We start from the raw sequence: 19,010 nt of genomic DNA on the forward strand, positions 1-19,010 counted from the left end.
CCCTTCCAGCGAATGGGTCAAGTTGTGATTCTTTATTCTTCCAATCCCTGAATAACCAAACCACTTCTTAATTTCGGTTCAATCCAGGTAGTTTTGGGAGGCATAATGTTATGCGTATCTGCAATTTCTTTTAGCTGCTCAACTTTTACGGGAAACAAAGCAAATGCAACTTTACGTTTTTCTTCATCCACTTTTTTCTGAAGTGCATCCATACCTCTTAATCCGCCCACGAATTCAATGCGTGAATCAGTTTTTAAATCGTGTACGCCAAGGATGGGAGAAAGGATATTGTCCGTTAAAATTTGAGCATCCAGATTTCCCACTGGATCTTTCGGATTAAAACTTCCTTTGCGGGCATTCAGAATGTACCAGTTTCCATCGAGATACATCGTAAACTGATGAATCTTTTTGGGTTTAATCTGATGTTTGCCATGAAGTTTGATTTCAAATTTATCTTCCAGTTTCTTTAAAAATTCAGAAGTGGATAATCCATTTAAATCTTTCACCACACGATTGAAATCGTAAATGTTCAATTGACTTTCACTGATGAAAAAAGCCATGCAGTAATTGAACATTTCTTTGCCGGAGTATTTTTTTAATTTTTTCCGTTTGTCCTTCGCCAGCAATGCAGAAGAAGCACTACGGTGATGTCCGTCCGCAATATAAACGGCAGGAATTTTCAAAAATGCATCAGAAATTAGTTTAATATCCGATTTGTCCTCTACCACCCATAAAAAATGAGTGACGTGATCGGTAGTTGCAAATTCATATTCCGCACGGAGCAAAGTGTATTTCTTTAGGACTTTATCTACTGTTTTATTATCGGCGTAGGACAATAAAACGGGTTCTGCATTAAATCCGCAAACATCCAGGTAGTTTTTAAAGACCTCTTCGCGTTTTGTTAACGTTTGTTCATGGATTTTTATCACGCCATTCAGATAATCATCCACAGAAGCTCCTGCAATTATTCCGGTGTATTCAAATCCATCTTTCTGCTGGCGATAGATATATAAACAGTCTTTTTTATCCTGAATTAAAATCCCCTTTTTGCGGAATTCATTAAAACTCTTTTTTACCAGTTTAAAGCGCTCGGTGGTATTCGGACGAGTACTTGCTTTTTGTCCAAACTCCGGTAATATCACATGCATGAAGGTATAGGGATTCTCCTCCAGTTTTGCATTGAGAATACGAGGTTTGTACAAATTGACAGCACGTGACGCAACCAAATGCGCTTTATCACGGGTGGGACGAATTCCCTTAAAGGGATGAATAACCGCCATGGTGATTTATTTCGAGTAAAACGAAATGATTTTATCTGCGATCTCAATTCCGATTCGGTCCTGCGCTTCAACTGTTGCAGCTCCGATATGCGGGGTTAAAGAGATTTTTGGATGAACTAATAAATCCTGGCGTGGAGTAGGTTCGTTTTCGAAAACATCAAGCGCAGCATGTGCAATTTTTCCTGCATCTAATCCTGCAATTAAATCATCTTCATTAATCACACCGCCACGAGCCGTATTTACCAGGCAAACCCCATCTTTCATTTTGGCAATCTCCGCAGCTTTTATCACTGCAGATCCATCTTTTTGTTTTGGAACATGCAAGGTGATAAAGTCAGATTGAGATAAGAGTTCATCCATTGAAGAACTTTTTACGGCAACTTTTACTTTACCGTGACCATGAATTTCAATTTCAATCTGCGCTTCAGTAACAAAAGGATCATGCGCGATTACTTTCATTCCGCATCCCAGAGCATAAGAAGCAACGGCCTGACCAATTCTTCCGAATCCGATAATTCCGATTGTTTTACCTCTCAACTCAATTCCTTTTGCATATTTCTTTTTGAGTTTCTCAAATTCACTTACACCGTTAGCAGGCATATTGCGGTTCGAATCGTAAATGAAACGAGCCATGGCAAACAGGTGAGAAAAAACCAATTCTGCCACCGATTGTGAAGAAGCGCCTGGGGTATTAAATACATCAATTCCTTTTTCGCGACCGTAAGCCACATCAATATTATCCATTCCTACACCACCGCGACCAATCATTTTTAAACCGGGACAAGCATCGATCACTTCTTTTCGAACCGTAGTAGCAGAACGAACTAATACTACTTCATAGCCTTGTTCATTGATGGCTTTGGCCAATTGATCTTGAGCTACTTTTTCAGTTACTACCGTAAAACCGGCTTTTTCAAGAAGGATTTGTCCGGATTTGTCAATACCGTCGTTGGCGAGGATTTTTTTCATGAGGATAATTTTTACCAAAAGTAAAAATTCGAACGAAAAAAGTCCCCCGAAATGCGTGAAATAAAACCGGGTGGATTAATTATTTAATCGTGCAATTTGGATTTGGAGGTATTGAAGCCTCATATAGACCTGATAGTCATCAAAACAATAACGATTGGCATTAGCCAAAATCATTTTTCGGTGTTGACTCCCCATGTTAATCCAATCTTCCATGCTAATTCTGATTTTACCTGCCTTGTATTTACGTATTTCGGCAAGTCGAGCATCAATATCCACTGGAGGTCCTTGCATGACTTCAGCTTTTGAATTATAAGTGGGATAGATGACCTCTTTCTGTCCGGGTTTTTGTTGTGGATGAACAAAGCTTTGGTTTTGATTTGAATTGGATGGTGCGTTAGTCCCCCTTTGAGTTCCCGAAGAATAATAAGTTGGATTTTTTCGATTAGATGGCATTGGGCTTCTATACTGTTGAGAAGGCACCTTGGCAGGTTTAGAATATGCATTGTTTTTTCCTGTCACATTGGGTTTCCCGTTTTGTTGTGAAAATACCATGCTGCCTAAAAAAATAAAACCGATTGTGAAATAACGTTTCATATTCTTGTTTTCAGGAATTTACAAAGACGAGCATTAAAAAGCAAAACGCTACCAATGAAAAAGCCCCTAAATAGGTTTAGAGGCTTTTCAGTTGTAGAATTTAAATGACGATTAATCTTTTTGCAGGAATGGATATCTGTAATCCACCGGCGGAACAAAGGTTTCTTTGATGGTGCGTGGAGAAACCCAGCGCAACAAATTAATCATTGAACCGGCTTTATCGTTGGTTCCTGAACCGCGGGCACCACCAAATGGTTGTTGTCCCACAACTGCTCCTGTTGGTTTATCGTTGATATAAAAATTCCCTGCAGCATTTCTTAATTCGCGTGTGGCGTACTCGGCCGCATAACGATCGTTCGAGAATATGCTTCCGGTTAACGCATAAATGGAAGTTGAATCCACCAAACGAATGGTTTCTTTGAATTTTTCTGCCGGATAAACATAAACTGTTAAAACAGGACCAAATAACTCTTCACACATGGTGACGTAGCCAGGGTCTTTGGTAAGGATAACAGTAGGTTCAATAAAGTAACCCACTTTTTTATCGCATTTACCGCCGGCAATAATTTCAACTTTTTTATCCTTTTTCGCATTGAGAATATAACCTGCGAGTTTGTCGAACGATTTTTCATCAATCACTGCATTAACGAAATTGGTGAAATCTTCCGTTCCACCCATTTTCATACTTTTTAAATCAGCAATTAATAATTTTTTTACCTCCGGCCAGATGTTGGAAGGAATATAGGCGCGTGAAGCAGCAGAGCATTTTTGTCCCTGGAATTCAAAAGCACCTCTCGACATAGCCGTTGCCACTTCTGCAGGATCTGCACTGCTATGTGCAAGAATGAAATCCTTACCTCCGGTTTCGCCAACAATGCGCGGGTAACTTTTGTATTTGTGAATGTTATTCCCAATGGTTTGCCAGATATTTTGGAATACTTCGGTACTACCTGTAAAGTGAATTCCAGCAAAATCGCGGTGGTTAAAAATGACGTCAGCTGCTTCTGGTCCGCTAGGATAAATCAAATTAATCACACCATCCGGTAATCCGGCCTTCATGAAAATTTCCATCAATACGTTGGCCGAATAAACCTGCGTATTCGAAGGTTTCCATACTACGGTGTTCCCCATCATAGCAGCAGATGTTGGTAAGTTTCCTGCAATTGCCGTGAAATTAAACGGCGTTAATGCGTAAACAAATCCTTCGAGCGGACGCCATTCCAACCGGTTCCACATTCCCGGTAAAGAATCGGGTTGCTGCGCATAAATCTCGGTCATGTATTGCACATTAAAGCGCAAAAAATCGATGATTTCACATGCTGCATCAATTTCGGCCTGATAGGCATTTTTCGATTGACCAAGCATGGTTGCCGCATTGAGCTTTGCACGGTAGGGCCCCGCAATTAAATCGGCGGCCTTTAAAAAGATACTTGCACGGTGTTCCCATGCCAGGTCTTCCCACTGTGCTTTAGCTTTTAAAGCGGCATCTATAGCTTGTTTGATGTGTTTTTTCTCGGATTTGTGGTAGAATCCCAACGTATGTTTATGATCATGCGGAGGAGCAATACGGGCTTTATCCCCACTTCTAACTTCCTTACCGCCAATGTACATGGGGATATCCACTTTCACTGCACGGAGTGATTTTAATGCAGCTTGAAGTTCTTTACGTTCCGGACTTCCGGGAGCGTAATTTTTTACCGGTTCGTTTTTGGCAACGGGTACTTTATAAATTCCTTTTGGCATAATCTGTTGAATTGGTTTCCAAATTTAATCAAAACATTTACCTGCGGATGTGATTCTACTCACATATTGTATTTAGATTAGCAAACCAAATGAAAACCATGAAGGGAATTACCTCCATTCTGTTGTTTTGCCTGTTGATTCCATTTTCCGGCATTTCCCAAACGAAGGAATTGGATTCACTCAATGCGATATTTCCGGCCTCCAAAGGCAAGGACCGGGTCGATATTCAGATTTCTATAGCCCGGAAGGTGTATAAAACCGATAAGGAAAAATCGGAATCTTACTTTAAAGAAGCAGAGGCACTGGCGCGTTCCATCAATTACAAAGAAGGGATAATCGATGCGGTTTATTACAGTCACCGTTCCAAAGATTTAGCTAAAGATTATACCAATGCTTTACCCGGATATAAATCCGCTTTAAAAATGGCGCAGGATTTAGGGGATCGCAAACGAATTGCCATGTGTTATTTGGCGATAGGAAAAATTCATGGCCGGATGAACCATTATATGGAGGACATTCTCACAATGGATGAAGCTTTGGCCTGGGTGAAAAATGATGAGTATGAATTCAGAGGTGATTTCCATGCTGAAAAGGGATTCGCGCTTTTTTACACGGGTGATTATACAAAAGCAAAATATAATTTCGAAGAAGCCTATACCATGCGGATAAAATCCGGTAATGAAGCAGATGCAGCCGGTGTGTATATGAATTTGGGGGTAATGACCTACCGTATGGGGAAAGCGGAAGAATCATTGCCTTATTATCAGGTCGCCCTAAAATCATTCAAAAAACAAAAGGATACAGTGAATATCGGTCACGCATTGGTCAACATTGCGATGTCGGAATACGCCATGGGGAAAATTGATGATGCTACGCGTGATTATCAGCGTGCGGGGGAAATGTATCTGGCCATTAACGACAGAAGAAATTTCACCTATGTCCTCAGCAACATCACCAATTTATACATCGATCAGGGTCAATACGGCAAAGCCTACCTGGCGCAGATGGATGCATTAAAGCAATATGAAAAAGATGGCGACCGCAAAGGCATTGCAGGAAGTTATGCGGGGATTAGTCAGGTTAACCTGCACATGAAAGATACAGCGAAAGCGCTCGAATACCTCGAAAAGGCAATTGCAATCAACCAGGAGTTAGGTATTTTGAATTCACTGGCCGGTAATCTGGTGGCGAAGGGAAATATTTTATCTGAACGCAAACAATTTACAGAAGCGAATGCCTGCTATCAGCAAGCGATGCTCATCCGTACAAAAAATGGCGACAAAGGTGGGGTAGCGGGTTCGCATTTATCCATCGGAAATAACTTTTACCGTCAGCAACAACTCGATTCGGCTGTGAACCGTTTTACCACGGCATTAAATATTTTTATCGAGCTCGGAGAAAAACAAAATATTGCAGGATTACATTCCAACATCGGAGTGGTTTACTATGAAAAAGGCGATTACAACAAAGCCTTGGAGCATTATGAAAAAGCGTATGAGATTCGTAAGGAATTAGGTTTTTTGCAGGATATCGGAGAAACCTATCTCACTTTTGCCAATGTGTACGACAAACTGGGTAAATACGAGGAAGCGCTAAAGTACCACCGTTTATATTTTAAACAGTGGGACTCCCTGTACAGCGAATCGAATAAACGGACCATTGCAGAAATGCAAACCAAATACGAAACCGATAAAAAGGAAAAAGAAATTGCATTGCTTTCTGCCGAATCTCAAATGAAGGAATATGCATTAGAGAAACAGTTTTCCTTGTTGGAAATGGAACGATTGAAATCGGACAAAGCCAATCAGGAATTAACGCTTGCACAGCAATTAGCGAAGCTTAAGGAGATTCAGCTGGAACAATCGGAAAAGGACAAAGCCATTCAGGCCAAAGAGTTGGAAGATGAAAAACAACGTTCCAAATTGCAAGAGGAAATCAATGCTCAACAGAAAAAAATCACCTCCTATTTTATAGGTGGATTTATTTTTATGTTGATTACCTCACTGATTATTTTCCGTTTTTATCGCCAGAATAGAAAAGCAAAATTGGTTATTACTGAACAGAAAAAAGAAGTAGAAAAACAAAAAGCAGAAGCCGAACTTCAAAAAATAATTGTAGAAGAGAAGAACAAAGAAATTACCGATTCCATTCGTTATGCGCAGCGCCTACAAAATGCTATTCTTCCTCCCATCAATATGTTTGAGAAGATGTTTTCCGATTTCATGGTGCTGTATAAGCCTAAAGATATTGTGGCCGGCGATTTTTATTGGTTAGCTTCTTTCGCTGAGGCAACGGATACCAAAGGTTTGAGCAGGGACGGAGTTTTGTTTGCCGTTGCAGATTGTACGGGTCACGGAGTGCCGGGGGCGATGGTTAGTGTGGTTGGACATAACAGTCTTGAGCGTTGCATCAAGGAATTTAAGTTGAGTTCTCCGGAAAAAATCCTCGATAAACTAAATGATTTGGTAGTTGGCACTTTTTCTAAAAGTGAAGATCAGGTGAGCGACGGAATGGATATTTCACTCTGTGCCATCAGTCAAAAAGATTCAAAAAAAGTATTGGAATATTCCGGTGCAAATAATCCGGTATGGATAGTCAGAAATGGTGAAATCATCGAAATAAAAGCAGATAAACAACCCATCGGACGATTTGATTATCGTCAGCCATTTTCACTCCATGAAGTTGAATTGCAAAAAGATGATGTGATTTATTTGTTCTCGGATGGATTTGCAGATCAGTTTGGCGGACCATCCGGCAAAAAATTCAAATACTCAAAATTGAAAGAAGAATTGATAAAAATCTGTCAGCAGCCTCTGCAAAAACAGCAGCGCCTGTTATCGGAAGTATTTGAAAACTGGAAGGGACAATTAGAGCAAGTGGATGATGTTTGCCTTATTGGTGTGCGCATCGATTAAATGGAATCGAGATTGATCTTTCGTAGGATATCCAGATAAGCTTCTTTTTTTCCTTCGTAAATGGTTGCCTTGCCGTAATTATGCGTAAGCTTCGACTCTTTAATAACCGATTCTGTTTCGGAAACTTTACCTCTTAGCCAGCTTACAAGATCGCGTACTTGTTTTTTGTCCATAGGCTTTGGTTTTTTGGTTCAACAATTCTACGCTGTCTTATCTAAAGAGGTTGCAAAAAAAATCCCTCCTTATTAGGGGAGGGATTCTCAATCAAACAATACACAAAAACAGGAAACTATTTTTTGTGAAAGCTCTCTACCGAGTTATCGTAACACAAGTAATATTCATCGTTGTTTAACGACACTACGTCGATTTCTTTACCGAAACCTTTAATTCTGGCCTGACCAAATTTGTCGTAAATCTCGTAGGCAGTTTCTTTTGAAAAAATTATTTTATTTTTTCCACTTTCAAAATTCCAGCTTGGTTTTTCAACTTCACTAACAACAGTCACCGACTGCGATTGTTCAGTTTTACCTAATGTTCCTTTTTGCGTAACGCGAATTTTATTCTCGCCCGAAATAAGTCCAACTTTAAATGAGTAATTATTCAATTCAGAGGTTCCTTCACCTTGAACTTCACCAACTTTCACCCATTTATTCCATTTGTAAACTTCAATGTTAAATGGTAATGAACCGGATTCATCTTTAGTGCTCCACTTCAACAATCCTTCTTGTGTTACTTCAATGTTTTGAATTTCGAAGGTGGCTTGTGGTTTAAGTACAGTAGGATTTAACACCTTAGGCGCACAACCGTCGCGATACATAATTTGCACCGTAACAGGAGCTCCTTGTACTAATTTCAATTGCGATAAATCAATTTCAAAAGCGGTGGAGTTCACCTCATCTGTGGTGACTTCCCCATTAACACGAACTTCATACGCACAAAACCCTACACCCGAAGAAGAAACGGAATTGGAAACGTAGAGGTTCTTGTTTTGATACTGACCTTCGAGTGTAAGAATGTGTTCGCCTGCCATTGCAGCGTTAAAACACATCAGACCCAGCGCCGATAAACAAAGTGATTTGAACATACTTATTCTCTTTCTGCGGCAAATTTAGTTGATAAATCACCATTTAACCAAAAAAATCGCAATGAAATATTTAATAATAACGACGAATCATCATTTATTATCGATGAATTTTCAAATTTGACTAAATCGGTTAAATTGCAATAAATGATTGATTATTAACTGTTTAAATTTATGAATTTCCCTAAAGAGCTCAGGAATAGGCTTTTTTTAGTGGAAAAGAAAAAAGGTTATTAACAATTTAGAGGCCGAAATCCTGCTGCAGTCGCAGGCGATGTAAATCGGATTGGAGATTGAGATCGGGGAAAAAGCGGCGAAAATAGGCTTCATAGTGATGATCATTTTCTTCCAAATCTTCCATTGCGAGCTCCATTCCTGAATAAAAACCGGTTCTGCGCGACATCCGTTCGAGTATTGAACTGATTCCTTCACGCGTGACATAAGAGCCCAGCCAATCCTGACGAATCATGTAGGGTATAAACAAACGCGATTTTTCGGGCAGCGAATCAAAATGAAGATCAAGAATGGAATATGTTTCATCGGCGAATTCACGGAGACTAAGAGCCGGGTGATGTTCTTCCCACAAGCGCGCAAGATAATGATCGAAATACACATCAGAAACTACACCGGCGTATTTACCGAAGCGTGGTCGCAGCAAGATTTTAATTTCATCCACCACCGGGTGATGGTCGGTATAATCATCTATGAAGCGATGAAGTTGAATGCCTACCTGAATCTTTTCGGGATAATTTTTCCAGGCCGATCCTTTTACTGAATCAGCAATAAGGTTTCCGATCCGAATTTGCGGATCATCGCCAGATAAAAATGCATGTGCCAGAAAATTCATTCCTTTTATAAACGAAAATGTCCACTGGTCCTAAAGCAATAACCCTTAAGTGAATTACACGTACCTTTAACAAAAATAAGCAAAGATTTGCGTCGAAAGCAATTAGCATATTGGGTCGCTCAATTTTCCGGATGGGGATTGTATCTCTTCATCAGCGGATTTAGTTCTTATTTGAATAATGAATTGAGTCGTCCCGTTTTAATTGGTTTTACTGCCATTTTTCTCAGCGGTATTTTGTTGTCGCACCTCTACAGAAATTTTATTGTTCGTATTGGCTGGTTAAAATTCACGCCTATTAAAGCATTAATTCCTGTCGCCTTTTCTGCGGCACTGCTTTCGCTGGTGATGGGTTTGCTGCAATTAACCTATTCTTCATTTATCATTGGCAGAACAGGTGTTTTTTCATCGCTGGATCCTTCCAATGCCTTTCTGATTTGGCTCAACTGGTGGGTGATTTTTATGGTGTGGTCGGTCATTTATTTTGCCTTCCATTTTTTTGAAAAATCGCGCGACGAAGAAATTAAAAATCTGCGCCTGGAAGCAATGCGTACAGAGGTGGAATTAAATAATCTGAAAGCACAGCTCAATCCGCATTTCATGTTCAATGCCATGAACTCCATTCGTGCCTTGGTGGATGAAGATCCCATCATTGCCAAAGAGAGTATCACCAAACTTTCCAATATTCTTCGTAACACGCTTTTGATGGGACGAAAAAAGTTTGTGACGGTAGAGGAGGAATTGCAGCTGATTGAAGATTATTTAAAACTGGAAAGTATCCGTTATGAGGAACGATTGAAAGTTGAATTGGTCATCGATTCTTCCTGCTCCGCATTTCTCATTCCACCTTTAATGGTGCAAACACTGGTGGAAAATTCAATTAAACACGGGATTTCCAAATTACCGGGTGGTGGACTATTGCGGTTGGAAATTCGTCGTAATCAGGATATGCTCGAAATAGTGGTGGAGAACACCGGTAAACTTGCCAATGGCGTGAGTGGATCAACCGGAATCGGTATTGAAAATACCAAACAACGATTGCAATTATTGTACGAGGGAAAATCCCATTTTTCACTTCGTGAATTGCAGGATAAAGTTGTAGCAGAAATTAAATTACCTGTCAGAAATAATTTGTAACGCTAAAACCGTTGAAAGATGAAAGCTATTATTATTGATGATGAACGCCTCGCTCGTAAAGAGTTGAGATCTTTATTGAATAAATTTCACGAAATAGAAATTGTGGATGAATGTGCCAATGCTGATGAAGCGCTGGTGAGTATCGATAATCATCATCCTGATTTATTGTTTCTCGATATTCAAATGCCGGGTATGAATGGATTTGAAATGCTGAATCAACTCGACCGTGTACCCAAAGTAATTTTCGTAACGGCTTACGACGATTATGCCATTCGTGCTTTCGAAGTGAATGCACTGGATTATTTATTAAAGCCCGTTAACCCCGAACGTTTGGAGGAAGCGATTAATAAAGTATCACGACAAAAATCTTCGTTTGTAGCAGCGCCTGTAGATGAAGAACCGCTAAAGAAATTGTCGGAAAATGATCAGATTTTTCTGAAGGACGGAGAAAAATGTTGGTTCACTTCACTGAAGGATGTACGCATGTTTGAATCGGAAGGAAATTATGTGCGTGTCTATTTTAACGAGTATAAACCACTTGTATTAAAAAGTCTGAATAGTTTGGAGGACCGTCTGGATCCGAAAGTGTTTTTCAGGGCCAATCGTAAATTTATCATCAACCTGAAATGGGTTACGGGAATTGAAAATTGGTTCAATGGCGGATTGCAAGTCCAATTGCGGGGTGGCGAAAAAATCGAGATTTCCCGTCGCCAGGCAGCCCGTTTTCGCGATCTAATGAGTTTATAAGTGACTTCTGGTCGAAAATGCAGCTTGGTTTGGTCTGCCGAAACCCTGCATTAGTAGAAAATTCAAAAGCACCGATTTGATTTTCCGTAAATTAGAGGTGTAATCATATTTGCTATGGATTTATTACAAATTGAGGCTACCGAGAAAACTCCCTTTGTGAAGTTTGACCCCAAGACCGGGGAATTTGAAATGAGTGGAAAAGCAATTCCTCAAGATGCTGAAGCATTTTTTAGTCCAATCCTTGAGTGGATGGACGAATACGTAAGCACTGTAGATCGTGCAACCCATGTTCGCATTGATCTCGAATACTTCAATATTTCATCCTCGAAGCGCATTCTGTTTTTATTGTACAAACTCAATGAGATTGTAGATAAAAGCATGCCCGTTTCCGTTTCGTGGTATTATGCCGATTCCGACGATGATATGAAGGAGGTTGGTCAAGATTTTGCATTCATGGTACGCGTTCCGTTTAAGTTCGTGTCCTATGCTCGCAATGCGCGCCTGATGGCTACGGCTTGATAACGTTTTGGTTGGTTAGGTTATAAAACAGCGGCTCCATGCCGCTGTTTTTTTTTAGATTGCAGTGGTATGGACATCTGGAAACATCATCTTAGTGCCAATAAATGGAAATGGACAATTGGCATCCTGCTGTTTATTTTTTCGCTGCTATTATTTAACCGGGTTTTGATTGTTGTTTCGGGTCAGCCGGGTATTCCATTTAACGATCCACTTTTTCCCTTTTTCAAAGCAATAGATGTTTCGGTCATCATTTTTTCATTCACCTACGGATCGCTGTTGTTGTACATGATTTTTAACCGGTCAAATCCTGATCAATACCTGCGGTTTATTTATCTCTACGCTGCCATTGTTTTATTGCGAAGTGCAACAGTTTTCCTTTTACCACTCGCTGAACCACCGGGCAACATTCATTTGGTAGATCCGGTTTTAAATTCAGTTTTTTACCCGGGGGGATATTCCTCGCGCGATTTGTTTTTTTCCGGCCACGCAGCAAGTATTTTTTTGATGTTTTTTTTAGCAAAGGAAAAGAGACAGCGACCCCTTTTTTTAGGAATGGCTATAGCTGTTTCCGTTTTGGTTGTGGCACAAAAAGTCCATTATACATTGGATGTTCTGGCAGCTCCGTTTTTTGTTTGGATGATTCTTTATTTCAATCGCCGTTTTAAACTCATTTAATTAATCCATCTCTTCGCATCAGTTCAATTTTTAATGCAGCAGCAACGGTTAAGCTGTCGGTAATTTTTCCTTCGAGAACTTCTTTTAAAAAATCATCGAACGGAATTTTTCGGATTTGAAGTTCTTCCGAATTTTCCGGCATCGGTTTTCCAAAGCTTAATTTTCGGGCTAAGAAAATAACGGCATGTTCGTCGGTGGCCGAATTACTCAAATCCATTCGAAGAATTTCTGTCCATTCTTCCGCCTTAATTCCCGTTTCCTCTTCCAGCTCACGTTGGGCCGACAAGATTTCGGGTTCCGATTTGGGGCCGCCTCCTTCGGGTATTTCCCAGCTGTATTTCCTGTGGGGATAACGGTATTGACCAACCAGCCAGGTATTCATGTCCTCATCCAAAACAATAATTCCAATGGCAATATTCCGGAACTCCACTACACCATAGATACCTGGATCTCCACCGGGGTGAATCACTTCGTTATGGTGAATCCGAATCCATTTGTTTTCGTAGGCGAGGCGGGACGATATGGTGGTCCAGGGATTTTTTGTTTCCATGGGTTTCTTTTTTTATAAAAGTAATTGGTTATCTTTAAGTCCCCTAACCAATTAAAACAAAATCGTCATGGGAAAAGGTGATAAAAAATCAACAAAAGGTAAACGTTGGAGAGGTTCATACGGGAATACTCGTCCCTCCAAAGTAAAAAAAGTTACAGCTGCAGCCTCTGCGCCAAAAGCGAAAAAGGCTCCCGCTAAAAAGGCTAAAAAAGCTGAATAATAAAAAATCCCTCTTAAGAGGGATTTTTTTTTGAAGAATAGCGAGATTTGCATGGCAATGCACAAGGATTTTCATATTGGCGATAAGGTTTCCTTTTTAAATGAAGATGGAAATGGAGAGATAATTTCCTTCCCCACCAAAGGGAAAGCATTGGTGTTAACGGAGGTTGGACTCGAAATTGAATATCCGGTTAAATACCTCGTGCATTTGTCCGACTTCGAAGAATACGATTTAAGTCACACCGAAGAAAACCGCTTTATCAAAGCGAAACTTCAGGATGCCAAACCAAAAAAATCGAAAAAGACGGCACCCAAATTACGGGTGATGGAAACCGATCTTCATATTTACAACCTGGTCGACGATCACCGCCATTTAAGTAATGGTGATATGTTGCGCATTCAGTTAAATCATTTTAAAAACAAAATGAATGAGGCGCGCAAAAAGGGGATGGATAAGCTCATTATCATTCATGGAGTAGGCGAGGGCGTACTCCGTTCCGAAATCCGTCACGCTCTCCGCAATTACGAATTCATTGAATTTCTCGATGCAGATTATTCCAAATATGGATCCGGAGCTACAGAAGTTCGTTTTTTCCGCGAAAAATAATTCCGTTAAGGTAGAACAATCTCTTTCCAATTTCGGCTTACGGCTGCAAAGTATCCTAAAGCACCATTCGAAATATTGCTTGGAGGATTACTCGGTGGAGAATCAAATGGTCCGCCTGTATTTTGTGTTTGCGTTGCAACAGCGTTCAGGTAAGTGAAATAATCTAAATCCAGACATTGAATTTCTACACGTGCCGTATCTCCGGTTTGGTAATTAAAAGGTACCTGCGCAATAATGTAATTACCCTGTACCTGTTCATCGTCGGTAACAAAATATTTAAACGGATCTGTTTGCAGGGTATCGTTTTTATAGAATAGAAAACGATAATAGTCAACAGTAGCTCCATTATCCTGCGCGTTTAAAATCACATTATATCCTTCATCGATAAATGCCGATTGTTGATTGTAAATGGTGGTGATGGTATCCAGCATCATTTTATTAGCAGGAATGGTGGAATTGGCCGTAAACGATGTCCCGTTATACAATACGAGCAGGGAGTAGGTTCTTCCAAGAACACCCTGACGATTTCCTATGGTTTGATATATACCATTGCTCGTGTGGTAGAGTGTATCCACGTTGCCGGTATTGTCACTGATATAAACTTCTGCATTGCTAACGCCGGGATTATTGGCATCGAAATACGGAGCCAGTAAGGTTAATTTAACCTGAAAAGGTTCAACATTATCGGTAATCAATGCTTCTACTACCAGTTTAGGTTCGGAAGTTGTTAATTCGATTTCTACCACCTCGGTGCAGGAGGAAAGCAGAAGTACAAAAGCTGAAAAAAGAAAAGTAATTTTTTTCATGACTTAAAATTTGAAATTCCAGGTGATGGAAGGAATGATTTTAAACAGTGTAGTTTTAACCGCTTCGGTTTGTCCGGTTGGATTTCCATTTTCATCCGTTTTCTCACGGAAGGTGATGGAAAATGCATTGGCGCGGTTGTAAATATTGTAAATGGAAAAGTTCCATGAGCTTTCAAATTTTCTTCCTTCTTTTTTCTTACCATCAAGCGTAAAGGAAATATCAGCCCGGTGGTAATTGGGCATGCGGTAATTGTTTCGCGAAGGATAATAGGCTAAAATATTACCATCGTATTCGTATCGTCCGCCAGGGAAAGTAATAGCATTACCAGTTGCAAAAACCCAGGTGGCACTGAGTGATGCACGTTTGTTGATTTGCCAGGTTCCCACTACGGAAATATTATGTCTGCGGTCGTTTTTTACGGGATAAGGATCGTTGTTGTTGATGCCATTTACCTGACGCATGGTTTTCGCCAGGGTGTAACTGATCCATCCTGTAATTTTACCTTCTGTTTTTTGTACGAGTAATTCGGTTCCGTAGGACCACCCTTTTCCAAATAGCAGTTCACGTTCAATTACCGGATTAAATTGAATATCGGCATTGTCGCGGTAATCAATTTGGTTGGCCATCCATTTGTGATAAACTTCCAATGAAGCTTCCCATCCTTTTTTGAAATTTCTGAAATATCCAACAGCAATCTGGTCGCTAATCTGCGGACGAATATGTATTCCACTTGGCATCCATAAATCGGTTGGAAGCGTGGTGGCCGAATTCGAAATCTGATGCAGGAATTGATAGGTGTGATCGTAGCTGGCTTTTAACGATGCATTTTCACTGAGTGAATACGAGGCAGCAAAACGAGGTTCTGGTCCAACATACGATTTTATCAGATCTCCCTTGGCGTATTCGGTAGTATCGGTAATATCGTAATTGTTTACATCGCTGAATGTGTACTCGGTGGTTGAGCCGATGACATTAAACAAGGTTAAGCGCAGTCCATATCTGATATTGAAACGAGGATTGAATTCGTATTTATGATCATAATAAACCGACGATTCAATAGCGTTCTTTTTGGGTAATTCCGACACATTAAAAATGGAAGTACTGCGGATAGGTTCAAATCTTCCCGGTTGGAATTTGTGATAAACCGAAGCTACTCCAAAATAAATGGTACTGTTTGGTTTGGGGTAATAGGACCAATCCGCTTTTACACCGTAATCATCAATTCCCGATACCAATTGAAAATTCTGTGTTTCGGATAAATCAATCTGAATTCCGTAATCGAAATTGGAATAGATGGCGGTGATGTTACTGAATAATTTCGGGTTGTAAATATGGTTCCAGCGTAAAGTAGCGGTTGCATTTCCCCAATCGAAACCAAATAAACCTGCTAGTGAAAGCACATCGCGACCAAAATATCCTGATACAAACAAACGATCTTTTTCTCCCAGGCGATAATTTCCTTTTGCATTAAAATCATAAAAATAAAGTTTGTTATCCCGCAAATCTTTATTCGGTGCGAGCTTTAAAAATACATCGGCATAGGTTCTTCTTCCGCTCACAATAAATGATCCTTTTTCTTTTAATATTGGCGATTCAAGTGTGAGTCGGCTTGAAATTGTTCCCAAACCTCCGGTTCCTGCAAATCGTTTGGAATTTCCGTCTTTCATGCGGACATCAATCAATGAGGCTAATCGTCCGCCATACTTAGCAGGGATCCCTCCCTTGTATACATCAAGATCTTTTACGGCATCCGGATTAAATACCGAGAAGAATCCGAATAAATGGGACGCATTATACACGGTTGCTTCATCCAATAAAATCAGATTTTGATCATTGGCACCTCCGCGGACATTAAATCCGGCATTTCCTTCACCGGCACTTTGAATACCCGGTAATAGTTGAATGGTTTTTAGCATGTCTACTTCACCAAACAATGCCGGTAATTTTTTTGCTGTAGCCACATCCATTTTTACAACGCTGATTTGTTTATCCTGCGGTGTTTCTATTTTCTTATCCTCAATACTGATTTCTTCCAGTTGCACACTGGAGACACTTAATTCAATATCGATTTTCTGATTGCTTTGAAGCTGGACTTCCTTTTCTACCGTAGCATAACCTACAAAACTATAGGCAAGGTGATAAGTTCCTGCAGGTAGTGTAAGGGAGTAAAATCCATAAGCGTTGGTTATGGTACCGGTACCCAGTTCTTTCACCAGAATACTCGATCCAATAATTTCTTCTCCGTTACCGGCATCTTTTACTGAACCCGAAATAGTGAATTTTTGTTGCGCGTTTAATTGGGAAAAACCCAAAATAAAAATCAACGATGTAAATAAAGTCCTCATTCTTTAATTATATGCAGCAAAGCTAAGTTTAAGCTTTTTCGTTTCCTTACCAGTAATCATTCTATTTGGCCATTCAGCAAAAAAAGCAAGAGTACGACGCTTCAGCCGCGCTTTTGTTACAGAATGGGTTAATGTTCTATTAAAATTTTTCCTCCAAGCGAAGAATTTTCATTCATAACTCTCAGGAAGTAGATACCTGCAGCTATGGATGAAAGATCCAATTGCACCTGATTGGATGGCATCACACGAGTGCTGAGAATACATTTACCATCGGGCGACCAAAGTTCAACAACTGAAGCATTGAAATTGTTCGGTAAAGCAATTAAAACCTGATTGGAGGCAGGATTCGGGTAAATATGCAGTGAAGCATCCGGACTTAAATCCTCTGTTCCTACATTGGCGGCAATATTGATGTCGTCCAGAAATAAATTATTTCCACCCCCAGAGGTAAAGACAAATTTTACCATGAAATCGGGTCCGATATAAGCGTTACTGATATTGGTAACTGTAGCATAAGCCCAATCTGCCTGCGTAGAGGGGAAATAGGGATTGGCTTGTGGTGCAACACTGCTAAGAGAACTTGAATTCATTGTTTTTCGAACGGTCCAGCTTAAACCACAATCATTCGAAACCCATACTTTCAAAAAATCAGTGGAGGCTAAACTGTCCTTTTTCGCAAATGCATAGCGAAAGGATAATTGCAAAGAAGGAAATCCACTGGTGTTGATGGGGACAGAAATTAATTCGTCGTCGAGATTCTCATTCGTGTTATAATTATCAAACATAACACATTGTGTTCCGCTATAACCGCCAAGGGTATAAAGTGTAAATGCGGCATCTTGCTGCGGATTATTAATGACCCAATTATTATCGGGAATTCCACTCGTGTAATCGAAGGATTCTAGAAGTGGACCGGGATTTCCGGGATTGGGTAACACAGTAATATAGTCGGTTATGCTTGTGCTCACTGTGGACAAGCCATTTCCTGCACTAAGAGAAACGGTATACGTGCCGGGAACCGCGTAACTCACCGTTACCACCGAATCGGTTAATGAAGATGCATTTCCTCCGCTAAAGGTCCAGTTACGTTGCGTTACACCGTGATAGGAGTTGTCGGTAAACGTGATGGATTGATTGACACACACAATGGTTTTGTTGGCCGAAAATTCTGCTGCACATAAAGAGGATGTTCCATCGGTACCGGTAGCAATGAGATTGGCGGGCGACCATAAATTATTTCTGCCTGCAATACCTGAATTTAAACAGGCATGCATTCTTGTTTTTTGTCCGGGCGTAAACATTCTTCCACAGTAGGAATAATCCATAAAATTCTGAACGTTGTCAACCGTATTTCCACAGGAAGATCCACTCAAATTACACGTACTCCAGCCGATGGTATTTGGTGTGTCGGAAACGCCGTCGTCGAATGCGCAATTTCCGGGTTGTGCAACGGGTAAATAGTAAAATCCGGGAACATTATTTCCTCCCCAAATATGCTGGAGGTTTAAGTAGTGACCCAATTCATGCGATAATACCATGGAACGAACCGGATTGGATGTTCCGATGCTCCCAACGTAATCGTGACCAATTACAATTCCGTCCCATTCCGGAATAGTATCTGCATCCGAGGGCCACACGGCGTGACCAGCCAATCCTGCTGCGTTGGCTACGATGTAAACATTCAAATATTTTGTAGGATCCCAATGAATAAGATCTTTCACCGAATGATCTCCGGTAAAGGTGAGGGGAGAGGCAATGCGATTAATTCCCTTTGTACAATTTCCTGCAGGATCTTTTTGTGCAAGTCGCAATTCAATTTCACAATCTGTTGCCAGAGGCTTAAAGACATTAACAATATCAACCGAGTCGGGATTTTGATGACGGTAGTTCAGATTTAAAACACGAATGGCATCGATGATCTGGGCATCAGAAATATTTTCTGCGCCATAATTGTGAATTACGTGGAATACGACGGGGA

General features: G+C 40.4%; 18 protein-coding genes. 7 read left to right on the forward strand and 11 right to left on the reverse strand.

Translation table 11 applies throughout. The annotated features are described in order from the left end of the window. Positions 1-32: 32 nt before the first annotated feature. The 4 genes from K1X56_09130 to pruA all read right to left on the reverse strand — a co-directional run bounded on the left by K1X56_09130 (position 33) and on the right by pruA (position 4,586). Positions 33-1,280 (reverse strand): DUF1015 family protein, encoded by a 1,248-nt coding sequence (locus K1X56_09130; GenBank protein MBX7094872.1) that lies wholly within the window; start codon positions 1,278-1,280, stop codon positions 33-35. Positions 1,281-1,286: 6 nt separating this feature from the next. Continuing rightward, a complete protein-coding gene (locus tag K1X56_09135; protein ID MBX7094873.1) occupies positions 1,287-2,249 on the reverse strand; it encodes a D-2-hydroxyacid dehydrogenase in 963 nt (320 codons plus the stop codon). A 75-nt stretch (positions 2,250-2,324) separates the two neighbouring features. Continuing rightward, positions 2,325-2,843 carry a hypothetical protein gene (locus K1X56_09140; GenBank protein ID MBX7094874.1) on the reverse strand — a complete coding sequence of 173 codons (519 nt, stop codon included), beginning with the start codon at positions 2,841-2,843 and terminating at the stop codon, positions 2,325-2,327. Between the two features lie 111 nt (positions 2,844-2,954). Next, a complete protein-coding gene (gene pruA, locus K1X56_09145) occupies positions 2,955-4,586 on the reverse strand; it encodes an L-glutamate gamma-semialdehyde dehydrogenase (GenBank protein ID MBX7094875.1) in 1,632 nt (543 codons plus the stop codon). 98 nt (positions 4,587-4,684) lie between these two features. Here pruA and K1X56_09150 point away from each other — a divergent pair, with 98 nt between their 5' ends. Next, complete coding sequence (locus tag K1X56_09150) at positions 4,685-7,501, forward strand: tetratricopeptide repeat protein (protein ID MBX7094876.1); 2,817 nt, start codon at positions 4,685-4,687, stop codon at positions 7,499-7,501. Here the strand turns inward: K1X56_09150 and K1X56_09155 are convergent. The 3 genes from K1X56_09155 to K1X56_09165 all read right to left on the reverse strand — a co-directional run bounded on the left by K1X56_09155 (position 7,498) and on the right by K1X56_09165 (position 9,429). Then, the gene (locus K1X56_09155; protein MBX7094877.1) at positions 7,498-7,674 is read right to left on the reverse strand and encodes a hypothetical protein; all 177 of its coding nucleotides are present in this window, start codon (positions 7,672-7,674) and stop codon (positions 7,498-7,500) included. The genes K1X56_09150 and K1X56_09155 overlap by 4 nt on opposite strands. Before the next feature lie 116 nt (positions 7,675-7,790). Next, positions 7,791-8,585: a hypothetical protein gene (locus K1X56_09160; protein ID MBX7094878.1), complete on the reverse strand. Its 795-nt coding sequence runs from the start codon at positions 8,583-8,585 to the stop codon at positions 7,791-7,793. A gap of 238 nt (positions 8,586-8,823) precedes the next feature. Beyond that, positions 8,824-9,429 carry an ACP phosphodiesterase gene (locus tag K1X56_09165; protein MBX7094879.1) on the reverse strand — a complete coding sequence of 202 codons (606 nt, stop codon included), beginning with the start codon at positions 9,427-9,429 and terminating at the stop codon, positions 8,824-8,826. A gap of 87 nt (positions 9,430-9,516) precedes the next feature. Between K1X56_09165 and K1X56_09170 the strand changes: the two genes are divergently transcribed. From K1X56_09170 to K1X56_09185, 4 genes are all read left to right on the forward strand, one after another. Beyond that, positions 9,517-10,563: a histidine kinase gene (locus K1X56_09170; protein MBX7094880.1), complete on the forward strand. Its 1,047-nt coding sequence runs from the start codon at positions 9,517-9,519 to the stop codon at positions 10,561-10,563. Between the two features lie 18 nt (positions 10,564-10,581). Continuing rightward, positions 10,582-11,310: a response regulator gene (locus K1X56_09175; GenBank protein ID MBX7094881.1), complete on the forward strand. Its 729-nt coding sequence runs from the start codon at positions 10,582-10,584 to the stop codon at positions 11,308-11,310. A 114-nt stretch (positions 11,311-11,424) separates the two neighbouring features. Beyond that, positions 11,425-11,829 carry a DUF1987 domain-containing protein gene (locus K1X56_09180; GenBank protein MBX7094882.1) on the forward strand — a complete coding sequence of 135 codons (405 nt, stop codon included), beginning with the start codon at positions 11,425-11,427 and terminating at the stop codon, positions 11,827-11,829. 69 nt (positions 11,830-11,898) lie between these two features. After that, the gene (locus K1X56_09185; GenBank protein MBX7094883.1) at positions 11,899-12,504 is read left to right on the forward strand and encodes a hypothetical protein; all 606 of its coding nucleotides are present in this window, start codon (positions 11,899-11,901) and stop codon (positions 12,502-12,504) included. Here K1X56_09185 and K1X56_09190 read toward each other — a convergent pair. Next, a complete protein-coding gene (locus K1X56_09190) occupies positions 12,497-13,054 on the reverse strand; it encodes an NUDIX hydrolase (protein ID MBX7094884.1) in 558 nt (185 codons plus the stop codon). The two genes, K1X56_09185 and K1X56_09190, sit on opposite strands and share 8 nt — an antisense overlap. A 67-nt stretch (positions 13,055-13,121) precedes the next feature. On the opposite strand from K1X56_09190, the gene K1X56_09195 reads away from it, so the two are divergent. Then, positions 13,122-13,274 (forward strand): 30S ribosomal protein THX, encoded by a 153-nt coding sequence (locus K1X56_09195; GenBank protein ID MBX7094885.1) that lies wholly within the window; start codon positions 13,122-13,124, stop codon positions 13,272-13,274. A gap of 51 nt (positions 13,275-13,325) precedes the next feature. Then, positions 13,326-13,880, forward strand: coding sequence for a Smr/MutS family protein (locus K1X56_09200; protein MBX7094886.1), 555 nt, complete (start codon positions 13,326-13,328; stop codon positions 13,878-13,880). 5 nt (positions 13,881-13,885) lie between these two features. On the opposite strand, the gene K1X56_09205 is transcribed toward K1X56_09200, so the two are convergent. The 3 genes from K1X56_09205 to K1X56_09215 form a co-directional block, all read right to left on the reverse strand. Next, complete coding sequence (locus K1X56_09205) at positions 13,886-14,686, reverse strand: DUF4249 domain-containing protein (protein ID MBX7094887.1); 801 nt, start codon at positions 14,684-14,686, stop codon at positions 13,886-13,888. A 3-nt stretch (positions 14,687-14,689) separates the two neighbouring features. Next, positions 14,690-17,032, reverse strand: a complete 2,343-nt coding sequence (locus K1X56_09210; protein MBX7094888.1) for a TonB-dependent receptor — start codon at positions 17,030-17,032, stop codon at positions 14,690-14,692. A gap of 128 nt (positions 17,033-17,160) precedes the next feature. Beyond that, on the reverse strand, positions 17,161-19,010 hold a 1,850-nt coding region (locus tag K1X56_09215; protein ID MBX7094889.1), incomplete at its 5' end, for a T9SS type A sorting domain-containing protein.

Source organism: Flavobacteriales bacterium, from assembly GCA_019694795.1.
GTDB lineage: Bacteria > Bacteroidota > Bacteroidia > Flavobacteriales_D > UBA2798 > UBA2798.